The organism is Lactobacillus panisapium, assembly GCF_019469265.1.
GTDB lineage: Bacteria > Bacillota > Bacilli > Lactobacillales > Lactobacillaceae > Lactobacillus > Lactobacillus panisapium.
In genome coordinates this window covers 1,071,665-1,085,932 of the sequence record NZ_CP048268.1, presented here as the reverse complement: position 1 = coordinate 1,085,932, position 14,268 = coordinate 1,071,665, and the positions used below count along the sequence as shown (strand labels likewise).

Here is a 14,268-nt window from a genome sequence, read left to right as displayed (position 1 = left end):
CATGGCAGATTTTACTCAAGCCCAAAATAAGGCGATTAGCGATCGCGGACACGACATCTTAGTTTCTGCTTCCGCTGGAAGTGGCAAAACCACTGTTTTGGTGCAGCGTTTGCTGCAAGAAATTCTTGCTGGAACTAGGGTAGACCAACTATTAGTAGTAACGTTTACCAAGGCAGCAGCCCAAGAAATGAAGGGGCGAATTAAACAAGTTTTGCAAACTGAGCTAGCCAAGACGACTGCCAAAACCTATCTCAGGCAGCAGCTTAACGCGGTTGACTCTGCCAATATTTCCACAATTGATGCCTTTTGCCTAGACGTCATTCATCGCTTTTACTACGTCATCGATCTTGATCCAAGCTTTAGCGTCTTGACCGATGAAACACAAGCCGAATTGATGCGTGAACGAGCACTGCACGAAATTGAAAGCGAGTTTTTAGAGGAAAATGACGAGGACTTCATTAGCTTTTATAATAATTTTGCTGGCGACAGGGATGCAGAATCAGCGCAAAATCTTCTTTTAGATTTATACTCTTACGCAATGGCTAAACCTGATTATTCCAGTTGGTTAAAAGGCTTAGCTGCTAAATATGAAGTAGGGGAAAGCGTAATTACAACTAAGCTGTGGCAAAAGCAAATTAAACCTTATTTAACAAATACTTTTACTGAGCTCAGCAATAAAATTGAGCAAATTGTTAACGACCCATTGATTGAAACCAAGGAACTAGCGAAGGTTAAGGAAAGTTTTACTATCTTTCAGAAATTCCTAAACCGGTATCTTGAAGGATTAGTTAACGACGCTAATTACGACGACCAAAGGCAGTTATTGCGTAGTTGTCTTTTTACCGGAACCTTTCGTAAGTCAAAAAAATGGGATGAGGATCTACTAGCTTTTTACCAAAATTGCTATGACCGCAAAGCCGAAGCCGCTGAGCAAGTGTTTACTGCCTTCACGTCTTTTTACGCTACAGATGAACATGAGCAAATTGAGATCCTAAAACGTGGCCAAAAAATTATGACCGCAGTTGTAAAAGCAGAAAATGCCCTAATCAAACGTTTCGGGGAATTAAAGCGGGCAGAAAATTTGGTCGATTTCAGTGATATGGAGCAGTTTGCATACCAGATCCTAAGTCAAGACACATCTAACGCTGAAATGGCACGCTCCTTTTACCAAAATAAGTTCACTGAAATTTTAGTTGATGAATACCAGGATATTAATCCGTTGCAAGAAAAGATCTTACAACTAATTAAGAAAACCGGTCAAAATAACTTATTTATGGTAGGTGACGTCAAACAATCGATTTACGGTTTTAGGCAAGCCGAACCCACGCTTTTCTTGCATAAATACCAAGAAGCGGCGAAGAAAGAAAATACCGACCAAGAGCGAATTTTGCTTTCCGAAAACTTTCGTTCGACTAATCCCGTTCTCAAAATTGTTAATCAAGTGTTTAAAACCATCTTAACACCCGACTTTGGCGGCATTGACTACCAAAAAGAAGGGCAGTTGGTTTTAGGGGCTAAATATTATCCGGCTGCACTTCCCGCTTCATGCGAAATCATTTACCATAACCAAGATGAAAAAGAGGGTTCACTAAATGAGGAGCAGGAGCAAGATATTGACTCAGCAGAAATAGCCATGGTTATTAATCGCATCAAGCAATTTCAAAATGAACACTTAGAAGTATATGACCCACAGACAGGTCAAAAGCGGCCTTTTAAATATAGTGATATTGCCATCTTGACTCGTAGCCGGAGTGAGAACCTTGCTATCATGCAGGAATTTGCGAAAAACGATCTGCCGTTAATGGTGACGGATGCCAAAAACTATTTTCAAACAATTGAATTGACCATTGTTATGAATTACTTGCGCATTATTGATAATCCCGATCAAGATATCCCTTTGGTAACTGTTCTGCGCTCTCCGCTGTTTAACTTTAATGAACAAGATTTAGCCCAAATTCGGATTCATAGCAAAAATACTAATTTTTATGATGCTTTGACCTCTTATGTGGCAATTAACGATGGCCTCAGTCAAAAAATAAAGGATTTTTTAAACCAATTAGCTGAATTAAGACAATTTGCTACGAATCACCGGATTTCCGAATTAGTCTGGAGCATTTATGAGCGAACCAATTTGCTAGAAATCATGACGGCATTGCCCAACGGCAAACAGCGGCGAGTCAACTTAGAAGCACTGTATGAACGGGCAAGCTCATATGAAAGTGCCGGTTTTAAGGGACTTTACCAGTTTATTAACTTTATCGAAAGAATGCGCCGCAGCCAAAAAGATCTGGCACAGCCATTACTGGCTAAAGAAGCAGGCAATTCAGTGCGGCTAATGACTGTTCACGGGTCTAAGGGCCTGGAATTTCCAATTGTTTTTTATCTTGGGTTGCAGCACCGGTTTCAATTGCGTGATCTTAGTGGAAATTATATTATTAACGCAGATAATGTCGGATTGACTTTACGCCAAGAGCATTATCGCGCTGATTCACTGCTTAAATCATATGACAATGTTGCCAAGAAAAAACAATTACTCGAAGAAGAGGCTAGAATACTATACGTTGGTATGACTAGAGCTCGGCAAAAGTTAATTTTAGTGACTGACTTAAAGAATTTTCCCAAACTTACCCAGACTTGGAGTCAGCAACTTAATCATGAGCATAAGTTACCCTTAAGCGATAAGATTGATGCTACCAGCGCAATGAGCTTTATTGGTCCAGCCATTAACTTTACGCATCAGGTAGCTTTGCCGATGAGTGAGATCACCCCGGAACTAGAAGAGCAAGAAGATTTACTCTTAATTCACTACCAGGATGAAACAATTGCACGGCCCAAAACCGTACAAGCAAAAACGGCCGCTACAGAGGATTTCACGCTTTTAAATCAAACAGCCAAAAAGCTCTATGATTTTGCTTATCCGTTTAAAGATGCTAGTCAGACGACCGCTTACCAATCTGTTTCAGAAATAAAAAAGGCCTTTAATGATCCACTGGACAGTGAACTAGAGAATGCTCATTTGCTCTCATCAACTAATAGGTATTTACAGCCGATTGATACTAAGCCTAATTTTTTGTTTGCAACCAAGTTTACCGGAGCCGAAATCGGAACCGCGACACACCTGCTGTTACAATATTATGATTATCACGGCAAGGGTGATGACCAGCAGTTAGATGATGAAATTGCTTCATTAGTTAAGCAAGATAAACTAAATCCCGCTATTGTACCGGATTTAAATAAAGAACAGATTAACTGGTTTGTTCATAGCGACTTTAGCCGTGAATTTTGGCAAAGGCCGGAGAACTTAAAACGTGAAATTGAATTTTCTAGTTTACTTTCGGCAAGTAGCTTATTTGACCATTTTAGTGATCCAAATGCTAAAATTTTAATTCACGGTACAATTGATGGTTACTTCATCCAAAATGATGGCATAATACTATTTGACTATAAAACTGATTATCTCGATCCTAATCATTTGGATTTAGCAATTAATCAGCTTAAGCAAAAATACACGGGGCAGTTAAGACTTTATGAGCAGGCTTTAAATTCGTTTGCTAACAAAAAGGTAACGCACAAATACCTAGTTTTACTGGCAGCGCAAAAAATCGTCGAAATTAAGTAGAAAAGAAAGGAGGTCGAATTTAATGACATTATTTGCTAAGGAGACATTTGCAGTCGTGGATCTGGAAACAACCGGAACCCAGCGCGAAGAGGACAATCATATTATCCAGTTTGGTTGTGCCATCATCAAAAACATGAAGGTTGTTAAAACCTACTCTTTTATGATTAATCCCCACCGTGACATCCCTTTAGCAATTCAGAACCTTACGCATATTCATAATTCAGATGTAGCTCAGCAAAAGGACTTTTCTTATTATGCTCCAAAGATTATTGCCATCTTAAAGGATGCGGTCTTTGTGGCGCATAATGTAAATTTTGATTTGCCGTTTCTTAATTATGAACTAGTGCAGCATGGCTATGAGGCTTTAACCAATAGGGCAATCGATACAGTTGAACTGGCTAAGATTGCGTTTCCGACTTTACCGTCATATAAGCTGACAGATCTAACTAATCAGCTAAACATCCCACACCTAAATCCGCATAAAGCTGATTCAGATGCATACGGGACGGCTGTGTTACTGCTTAAGATTATCAACAAATTGGAAACATTGCCGCAAGCCACACTGAATACGTTAAGTTCTCTTGCGCACGGTCTTATCCGAGACACTTCCTGGATTTTTACCACAATTGCAGATGAATTGCGGCTAACTAAAAGACCACTAGGTAAAAACTACGTGCAGGTCCGCAATATTATTTTGCAAAAACAACAGACTAAAATTCCAGAGCACAGTAATGGCTCAAATGCATCTTTTCCTCTCAGTAATAAAGCCAAGCATCAGCTATTTAAAGGAAAAATCAATTACCGGCAGCCACAAGTTGATTTAATCAACCAAATTAATCAGTTCATCAAGAATCCTGATCAAAGGGCGTTATTGGTTGAAGCACCCAATGGTACAGGTAAAACTTTTTCCTACTTGTTTGCTTATTCCTATCATTTATATACGAGTCGAAAGCTTGTGGTGGCGACGCCAACTAAAGTTTTGCAAGATCAGATCATCACGCAGGAAATTCCCCAATTGCTTAAGGTCACTGACCTTGATTTGACTGCAGAAGTGGTGAAATCAAGTAGTCATTATCTCGATTTAGATGGCTTTTACCAAAGTCTATACCAGGGAACGCCTAATAAAATGACGCTAGTCTTGCAAATGCGAATCTTGGTGTGGTTAACGGAGACTAAAACGGGAGATCTAGATGAATTACAGCTGACTAACTATAAGGCACCGTTGTTTGTTCAGATAGCTCATCCGGGGGATGCCCGGGTAGGTAGTAGTTTTGCTAAAGTCGATTTTTGGAATTTAGCGCGGCAAAAGCAAGAAGAAGCCGATATTTTAATTACTAATCACGCCTATTTGGCCAATCATTACAACGACACAATTTGGGGGCAAAATCCTTATTTGGTGATTGATGAAGCTCACCGCTTTGTCGATAACGTAATCAATTCGCGGAATGACTCATTTCAGTTTGAATCACTTTGGGGCGTACTCAATCATTTGCGCAATCTTTTGTTTTATGCCGAAGATAGCGTATTTAACCAGTATGGTAACGATGTTTCAGTCAACTTTTTACTAGAAAAATTAGATCCGGCGATATTGGACTTGATTCACGTCATTAACCAGTTACAGAGAATATTATTTGCCCAAAACGAGCAAGCGGTAAATAAAAATATCTTGCCAAATGGTAATCTGCTCTTAAGTTTTGAGGGCACGGATTTATTCGCTAGTGAGAGTCAATTTTTACCGAAACTTGGTGAGTTTCAACGCAAATTAGAAGATGTCCGGCAACAGACTAATGCTATTTTATTTAAGCTGTATAATGAAACTGATAATTCGGGATTGGAGAGGGATGCTGTTTTAAGTGAGTTGACTGATCAAATTGATCGTCTTGATTTTTATATTACTAAAAGCTACCAGCTATCAGACATTCTTCATACCAAGGAAGTTTTAACTCAGGAAGGATTTTTACTAACTTTAACCAATCCTCAGGATCCGTTAAGTGTTAATCTGAGCTGGATGACATTAGACGCTTCTAGTGAATTAAAACAAATTTACGCTCGTTTTGACCATCTTTGCTTTGTTAGTGCTACTTTAACAAATGACAATGATTTTTCCTTTACAATTAAACAGTTAGCTTTAACTGATTTACATCCGGAAAAATTCATTGGTAGCAGCACATTTAAACTTGATCAGCATTTGCAGGTTTTAGCCGTGAAAGACTTTCCTGCTATCGACACGCCGCAATATGATCAGCAGCTGGCTAACATTCTAGAAAATGACTTGAGTCAGAAAAGCCATATTCTAGTTTTAATGACTAATTTGGATAAAATAAAAGAAGTCTTCAGTGCCATTTTAAATTCGCCTAATCTACGTGACTTTGAAATTTTAGCCCAAGGTGTATCCGGCTCTAATAACCGCATTACCAAAAGGTTCGCGATTGCGCAAAAGGCTATTTTAATCGGGGCCGATAGTTTCTGGGAAGGAATTGATTTTCATGAATGTCGGATTGATTTAGTTATTGCCGCTAAACTACCATTTGAATCCCCCGACCAGCCCGAAGTGCGTTTACGTCAACGCCAATTGCAAAAAAAGGGCATTAATGTTTTCCAAAATGATACGATGCCACGGGCAATTATTCGGTTTAAGCAGGGCATGGGACGCCTAATTCGTGGCGAAAAAGATCATGGTCAGTTCTTAATTTTGGATTCACGGATTTGGAGCAAAGATTATGGTAAAGTATTTTTAAACGCAATACCTATAACAACAAGAAAAATTTTGATAAAAGATTTACGGAATAAGTTGGATAATTATGATAATTGAAGACGACACAAAACAAACGCTTAAATTTATTGCTTGGCTAATTGCCATTATTGTTGTGCTCTATTTTTCATTTCTGCTTATTTTCTATAAAGCAAGCAGTCCCGTACGAAATGAAACACGTGAGCTTAATCAAATAGTCTTGCAAAAATCACCGATTAAAAAAATTGAGCGAAACTATCATTTAGATCGCGGTGTTAATAGTTACTCCGCTAAAGGCATTGCTAAAAACAGCCAAACCTATTACTTCATTTATTTACCCGCCTCAAAGAAAGCCTACCTTTTATCTAGTAAAAAGGGCGTTAGCGAGACAGCAGTTAGAAATAAATACGGAACTAAGTATCCAGATGATAAAATTACTGCGGTTAACTTGGGTTGGTATCGTAACAAAGCGGTTTGGGAAGTAGCGGCTAAAAATAGCTCAGGTGACTACCATTACAAACTCTATGAATTTAAAAACGGAAATTTACTAGGTTAAGTCGCTTATTTAACAAAACTTTGGTATTATTAAGTTGATATGATAAGGAAAGTGGAATAAAAGTTTATGACAAAATTAATTTCAATTAGAGATTGTTCAAAGCATGTTGATGAAGAAGTTCAAATGCATGTTTGGCTGACTGATAAACGGTCAAGTGGAAAAATCGTATTTTTACAGTTACGTGATGGAACTGCATTTTTCCAAGGAATAGTTAGAAAAAATGATGTTACAGATGAAGTTTTTGAAGCAGCAAAATCATTGCACCAAGAAGCTAGCTTTTACATCACAGGAACTGTTCACCAAGATGATCGTTCTCACTTCGGCTATGAAATTCAAATTTCTGATTTAAAGGTTGTCACTAATAATGAAGGCTACCCAATCGGGAATAAAGAACACGGAATTGAATTCTTGCTTGATCACCGGCACTTATGGTTGCGTAGCAGAAGACCATTTGCAATCATGCGTATCAGAAACACCATCTTTAAGGCAACGGTTGATTTCTTTGAAAACGAGGGTTTCGTTAAATTTGATGCTCCAATTTTTATGCATTCAGCTCCTGAAGGTACCACGGAGCTATTCCATACCGAATACTTTGGTGGCGATGCTTATTTATCACAATCTGGTCAGCTTTATGGTGAAGTAGGCGCTGAAGCCTTTGGTAAGATTTTCACTTTCGGTCCTACTTTTAGAGCAGAAGAATCTAAGACAAGACGTCATCTTACTGAATTTTGGATGATGGAACCTGAAATGGCCTGGATGCACCAAGATGAATCTTTGGATATTCAAGAACGCTTTTTATCATACGTTGTTAAACAAGTCTTGGAAAACTGCGATTACGAATTAGAATTACTCGGTCGTGATAAGGAAAAACTGCGGCCTGCTGCAGAAGGCAACTATACCCGTTTATCTTATGATGATGCGGTTAAAATGCTTCAAGAAGATGGCAGAGATTTCAAGTGGGGCGATGATTTTGGTGCTCCAGACGAAGCATTCATTTCTGAAAAATTTGATCGGCCATTTTTCATTGTTAATTACCCAACGGCAATTAAGCCATTCTACATGAAGAAAAATCCAGATAACCCTAAGGAATATTTATGTGCCGATGTTTTGGCTCCAGAGGGCTATGGTGAAATTATGGGTGGTTCTGAACGTGAAAGTGACTACGACACTCTGAAAGAGCAAATTAAAGAAGCCGGTCTTAAAGAAGAAAATTATGATTGGTATCTTGACTTACGTAAATATGGTAGTGTTCCTCACTCAGGCTTTGGTATGGGCTTCGAGCGTGTAATTGCTTGGATTTGCAAATTAGATCACGTTCGCGAAGCTATTCCATTCCCAAGAATGATTAACCGGGTTAAGCCATAAATTTGCATTAACTAAATAATTAAAAAAGTTGAACTAAAATATTTTAGTTCAACTTTTTTAAAGGAGAGAAAATTATCATGCATTACAATGATTACCGAACTCTTGGATTTACAACTTTTTCCAATGGTTTATTAGCTTATTATCCGCAACTTAAAATTAGTGACTCTGAAATAATCTTAATTATGCAACTTGAATTATTTGCTCAAAAAGGTGAGAATTTTCCCTCTAACGAACAGATCGCTGCTAACACTAATTTTTCTTCAGCCGAAATCGCTGATATTATTCAGCGCCTAATTGAAAAAAATTACTTGGCAATTGACCAAGTCACTGATAAGAAGGGCCGGATTGGCAATCAATTTAATCTGGACCAATTATATATAAAACTCGATGAGTTGTTAGCCAAGAATGTTTTGCCTAATGCTGAAGAAGGAGTAACTGAAAGCAGCTCTTCAACTGTTGATAATAGTCCGTTAAACCAGTTAATGCGGCAATTTGAAATTGAATTTGGCCGTTATCTTAGTCCAATCGAACGAGAAGAGGTTGCTGCTTGGTTGAATGTTGATCATTATGATCCGGAAATTATCAAGTTGGCGTTAAGAGAGGCTGTATTGTCGCAAGCATATAGTTTAAAGTATGTTGACCGCGTGCTTCTTAACTGGCAGCGGCACAACCTAAAAACAACAAGTGAAGTGCAAAAATTTTTACAAAGGAACCGTTAAATGCCTGAAAAATTATTAAGTACAGCAGAAGCAAGAAAAGTCTTGCGTGCCATAAACGAGATGTACCCTGATGCAAAAAGTGAATTGATTTGGGATAATAAATTTCATTTACTTTGCGCCGTGTTAATGAGTGCTCAAACGACTGATAAAATGGTTAACAGAATCATGCCTAAATTTATTGCGGATTATCCAGATCCAAGCTCTTTAGCGCAAGCATCAATTACCGATATTGAGCACCATATTTCAAAAATTGGCCTCTATCATTCTAAGGCCAAGCACTTAAAAGAAACCGCCCAAATTTTGGTGGACAAATTTGCCGGTCAGATTCCTGAAGATAAGAAAACGTTAGTGACATTGCCCGGAGTGGGCGAGAAGACTGCAAATGTAGTTTTAGCTGACGGTTTTGGTGTACCGGCTATTGCTGTTGATACACATGTTTCCCGAATCTCAAAAAGATTTCATATCGTACCGCAAAATGCTAAGCCACTTGAAATTGAAAAACGATTAGAAGAAATATTACCAAAAAGTGAGTGGATCCACACTCATCACGCAATGATTTTATTTGGTCGTTATTCAATGACAGCAAGAGATAAAGAAGATCCATATTCATATTTGAAAAAACAATAACACCGCATACAAAAATGTCATAGCTGTAAATTAGCTATGGCATTTTTATTTTTTAATTATTAATGATCATGTTCGCCGTCATTTGCCGGATTGCTATTGCCTTCATGATTATCAGAATTTTCGTTTGAATTTGAATGAGAGCTGTCATTATCATGATTATTTGGTTTATTTTCCGGTGAATTATTATTACCATTATTTGTCTGATCACGATCATGTCCAGCATCATTTTTGTTTTCATCAGACTGTGATTCGGTTGGTCTCTTTTTACGGGTAATAGTTCTGTTTTGCTCGTTATAATTATTCTGAGTTGAATTGCTGCTAGTCTGCTCCTCAGAACTATCATAATCACTACTATCATCAACAATTCCCGCTGGAGCATGCCCACGAACAAACAGTTGCCATTCACCAGTTGAAGAAACAACAGGAGGATTAGAATTTTTAATTATTCTAGCTCTAATGACTGAATCTGGTTTTTGCCAATCAACATTTTCTTTATTGCTCATAAGATAGGACATCATATTTTTATAAAGCAATTGAGCAGATTGCTGGCCAATACCAGAAATAGTTCCATCCTTTAAGTTATCATAGCCTGTCCAAACTCCCATCGAGTAGCTTTGTGTATAGCCTACAAACCAAGAATCTTTAGGCGTTGCGCCATAACTAGGGTAACGAGCTAATTCTTGGTCAGAGTATTTAACAGAACCGGTTTTACCTGCGTGGTATAAACCTCTGATTTGCGCGTTGGTTCCAGAACCATGCTTAATAACGCCCTTTAACATATCAGTGATCATATAAGCAGTAGCTTTACTCATTACGCGAATTCCTTCGGAATCATAGTTTCTCACTAAGCCGTCAGGTGTTTCAATTTTGGAAACAAATTGTGGTTTGTGGTAAATCCCCATTGTAGCAAAGGCACCATATGCACCTGCCATTTGTAAGCTCGATGCGTCTGCGCCAATACCCACGGATAGACCTGCAGTCTTTGGCACATTAATATCCATTTGCCGGGCAAACCTAGAAGCACGTCTAATGCCGACCTCTTTTAGAGTTTTAACAGCCGGAACATTTCTAGACTGCTCTAATGCGTGCCGCATAGTCATTTGGCCTTCATACTTATTATCCCAATCATAAAGTTGGATATTAGTTCCAGGGTAGTAATATTTACTGTCATCCAGTACTTTAGCAGTTGACCAGTTTAAATATTCAATAGCTGGACCATAATCAAGAACGGGTTTTATTGAAGAACCGGTGGAGCGACTAGTTTGAACTGCTCGATCAAGACCTAATTGAACCGTTGACGGAATATGCCGTCCACCAATTATTGCTACAACATGGCCATTACTTGGATCTACTACCGTAGCACCCACCTGCATAGTATCGCTGGTAAATGGTACTTGACCATTATTTGCTAATTCATAAAGCTTTCTTTGGGCTTTTTGATTAATGTTTAATGTAATCTTTAAATTGTCACGGTAGGGGTCAAAGCCCTTATTTTTAACTTCTTGAACTGCTTCCTTGATATAAGGATCATCAATTTTACGAATATTTGACTGGTTCTTTTGTTGATGTGGCTTTAGGCCCTTTTTGATGCTTTCTTTTCGTGCTTGATTGTACTGGGCTTTAGTAATTTTTTTATTATCAAGCATAGCCTGCAAAACAATGTCACGCCGATATTTGGCATATTTAGGATAAACGTATGGGTTATAAATCGTTGGTCTGTTAGGCATCCCAGCCAACAGTGCAGTTTGTGATAGATCTAATTCGCCAATTTTCTTACCATAATAATAGTTAGCAGCCGTGCCGATACCATAATTACCGTAATTCATGTAAACCTTATTAATATAAAATTCCAGAATTTCATCATGGGTATATTCACGTTGAACCCGCATTGCTAGCCAAGCTTCTTGTGCTTTTCTCCTTAAGGTTCTCTGTGATGCATCAGTGGAGAACACACTAAGTTTAACGAGTTGCTGCGTAATCGTTGAACCACCCGCAGAAATACTTTGACTTTTAGCATTGCTTAACATGGAACCGACAATTCTGATTGGGTCAATTCCCAATTTATCCTTGTAAAAGCGCTTGTCTTCGACAGAGACGATTGCATCTTTTAACAGTTGCATGTCTGGACTATCTTTAGCATAGATTCTTTTTTCTGAACCAAGAGATAATAAAAACTTGCCGTTTGGGGTATAAAAGGCGGTAGAACCACCACTTTCAAGACTAGCCCTACTAATGTTAGGCGCATCCTTAGCATAATATGCAAAAAGACCAACACCGGAAAGCAATAATAGAAAAATAGCCATCAAGAGCAATTTAACTACACGGTGCCACCTTGGTTTAGGTAAATTTTCGCGGTAATTTTTTCGTGATTCGCGTCTATTGTTTGAATTATAATTTCTATTTGCCATTATTCAATTTCCTATCTGCGATAAAATGATCTACAGCTTTTAAATAAGGTAAGGTAGGTTGAAAGCCGCTTTTAATTTCAATTGACCATTTTTCAACTTCTTTTAACGTGACCGAGCTTTTGTCCTTGTCCCACCAAGCCTCAATAATTTTACTTGCTGGCGTAACGAAGTACCTATTTAAAACCGTGAAACCAATAATGGTAAAACAAATTCCTTTTTGTTTCAAGCACTGTTCTAAGTGAATAATCTGGTGCTCATGAAAATTCTTTAACGGAAAATTTGTTTTATTTTTAGTTTCTTTAGCCTCAAAGTCTAAATAATAACCCTGATACACTCCATTATAGTCCGTTGTCGATTCTTGGCGAAAATAAGCTTCTTTAATAACTGCTCGTGATCTTTTCGGGTAATCTACCTTAACAATTTGGATTGGTGTTGGTTTTTTATGTACTACCGCAATCTCTTTAATGCGATAAAATTTATTTGATTCGTTAATCATCTGCTCAAGATTCATTCCCCGATCAGAAAAATTAACATTTTCACGATGTGTGTACTTTTTCCTGATTTTTGGTTCTTCAGCAGCTTTACGATATGCGGCAGAACTACCGCTTGGATATTTGACCATCAATCTCACTCCTGCTAGCATTATAGCAATAAAGGAAAAGTTTTTGAACAAGGAGCTATCTCTTTCAATATGCAACGACTATGGGTTACTGGGTACCGCAATTATGAACTGAACACTTTTGGTGAAAAAGATCCTAAAATAAAAATCATCAAGTTTGTAATAGAAAAACGTTTAACAGAAATGTTAGAGGATGGACAACTCGATTGGGTAATCACCGGGGCAAATCTTGGCGTTGAACAGTGGGCTAGTGAGGTTGCCGTTGAATTAAGGCAAAAATACCCCTTAAGAGTTTCAATGATTATTCCTTATGAGGAATTTGCATCTAGATGGAACGAAAATAACCAAGCTAAATTTTTAAGCCTTAAAAATCAGGTCGACTTTTTTGCTGCAACTTCAAATAAGCCTTATCAAAGCCCTGTGCAATTAAGGAATTATCAAAATTTTATGTTAATGCACACTGACAGCGCATTAATGGTTTATGATTTAGAAAGTCCTGGCAAACCTAAGTTTGATTATAATTTAATCAAAAAATACCAAGAAGCCAATAATTATCCACTAGAATTAATTGATTTTTATGATCTTCAAGATGCTGCTGAGGAATACCAGTCTGAACAGGAAGGAAATACTTTTGACGAATAATTTCTAAAGCTTTTTCTAAACTTATCTTTTCTGTTTTAAGAACCGGTGCTTTTTGCTAGAATAAACTAGGGAATTATAAAGGAGTTGTCATCATTATGGCAGATTTAAAAGACATTAAACTATCCACGCAGGATATATTAAAAAAACAATTCAGAACCAAGGTTAAAGGCATTGATCCAGACGAAGTTGATGCTTTTTTGGACCAGGTGATTGCCGATTATGATACTTTTGAACAAATTATTGAGGATTTATACGGCCAAATTGGCAAATTACAAGGCCAATTAATGGACGATCAACACAAGCAAAGCGCTGTTCAATTGCAAAAGACTAGGAGAATAACCCCAGTTAATACTGAAGAAACAGTAAAGACATACACTCCTAGCCAAGGCCGCGACAACACATTCAGCTCACTAAACAGTGATTCACAAACTGAAAGTTCAACGAACATGGCAATAATTCAACGCATTTCAACTCTGGAACGCAAAGTCTATAATCTAGAACAACGAGTTTATGGGTTACAAAAGGACTAAGCTCTGGTATAATTTTTAATGGTGCAAATTTTGAGCAGTCGCGGTTTGGTCTATTATTGACTGAGCTGAGGAAAGTCCACGCACGCACAGGCTGCGAAGCTTGTAGTGTTCGTATTTAGCCCAATAAGCTAAAGAATTGGTTACAATTACGGCGAAAAAAGTGCTAAGTCATTTTTGATATGCATGATTATTCTGAAAAGTGCCACAGTGACGAAGCTTGAGCGGAAACGCTCTTGGTGGAACGAGGTAAACCCTGCGAGCGTGCAACCCAAATTTGGTGGGGGCGTCTCAACCTAGGGAATTGAACTAAAGGTTGGATTGCTATTAATAGCAAAGATAGATGGCTGCTAAAGGTAATTTGGCCAAAATTACTGGAACAGAACGTGGCTTATAAAAATTTGCACTGGCAGCGTTGAGCTTTTCAAAGGGCTCAACGCTTTTTTTAAAGAATG

Annotated in this window: 10 protein-coding genes and 1 other RNA gene; 9 read left to right on the top strand and 2 right to left on the bottom strand. The window is 38.1% G+C overall.

All coding sequences use genetic code 11. The features are described 5' to 3' along the window. Position 1 precedes the first annotated feature (1 nt). From addA to nth, 6 genes are all read left to right on the top strand, one after another. A complete protein-coding gene (gene addA / locus GYM71_RS05100) occupies positions 2–3,619 on the top strand; it encodes a helicase-exonuclease AddAB subunit AddA (protein WP_220221148.1) in 3,618 nt (1,205 codons plus the stop codon). A 22-nt stretch (positions 3,620–3,641) separates the two neighbouring features. Next, a complete protein-coding gene (locus GYM71_RS05095) occupies positions 3,642–6,431 on the top strand; it encodes a helicase C-terminal domain-containing protein (protein WP_220221147.1) in 2,790 nt (929 codons plus the stop codon). Next, on the top strand, positions 6,421–6,906 hold the full coding sequence (locus GYM71_RS05090; RefSeq protein WP_244986848.1) for a hypothetical protein: 486 nt from the start codon (positions 6,421–6,423) through the stop codon (positions 6,904–6,906). Before GYM71_RS05095 ends, GYM71_RS05090 begins: the two co-directional genes overlap by 11 nt. Positions 6,907–6,972: 66 nt before the next feature. Continuing rightward, the gene (gene asnS, locus GYM71_RS05085; protein ID WP_220221146.1) at positions 6,973–8,271 is read left to right on the top strand and encodes an asparagine--tRNA ligase; all 1,299 of its coding nucleotides are present in this window, start codon (positions 6,973–6,975) and stop codon (positions 8,269–8,271) included. A 77-nt stretch (positions 8,272–8,348) separates the two neighbouring features. Then, the gene (locus GYM71_RS05080; protein ID WP_220221145.1) at positions 8,349–8,990 is read left to right on the top strand and encodes a DnaD domain protein; all 642 of its coding nucleotides are present in this window, start codon (positions 8,349–8,351) and stop codon (positions 8,988–8,990) included. Beyond that, positions 8,991–9,617: an endonuclease III gene (nth, locus tag GYM71_RS05075; protein WP_103751627.1), complete on the top strand. Its 627-nt coding sequence runs from the start codon at positions 8,991–8,993 to the stop codon at positions 9,615–9,617. Between the two features lie 59 nt (positions 9,618–9,676). Here nth and GYM71_RS05070 read toward each other — a convergent pair whose 3' ends face one another. Together GYM71_RS05070 and recU are read right to left on the bottom strand one after the other, a co-directional pair. Further along, a complete protein-coding gene (locus GYM71_RS05070) occupies positions 9,677–12,025 on the bottom strand; it encodes a transglycosylase domain-containing protein (RefSeq protein WP_220221144.1) in 2,349 nt (782 codons plus the stop codon). Next, positions 12,015–12,647, bottom strand: a complete 633-nt coding sequence (recU, locus tag GYM71_RS05065; protein ID WP_220221143.1) for a Holliday junction resolvase RecU — start codon at positions 12,645–12,647, stop codon at positions 12,015–12,017. The genes GYM71_RS05070 and recU overlap by 11 nt, the downstream gene beginning before the upstream one ends. Before the next feature lie 69 nt (positions 12,648–12,716). On the opposite strand from recU, the gene GYM71_RS05060 reads away from it, so the two are divergent. The 3 genes from GYM71_RS05060 to rnpB all read left to right on the top strand — a co-directional run bounded on the left by GYM71_RS05060 (position 12,717) and on the right by rnpB (position 14,212). Further along, entirely contained in the window at positions 12,717–13,286 is a 570-nt protein-coding gene (locus tag GYM71_RS05060; protein WP_220221142.1) for an SLOG family protein, read from the top strand. Positions 13,287–13,381: 95 nt separating this feature from the next. Then, positions 13,382–13,816: a DivIVA domain-containing protein gene (locus GYM71_RS05055; protein WP_103751624.1), complete on the top strand. Its 435-nt coding sequence runs from the start codon at positions 13,382–13,384 to the stop codon at positions 13,814–13,816. 26 nt (positions 13,817–13,842) lie between these two features. Next, positions 13,843–14,212, top strand: an RNA gene (gene rnpB, locus GYM71_RS05050) — RNase P RNA component class B. Positions 14,213–14,268: the final 56 nt, after the last annotated feature.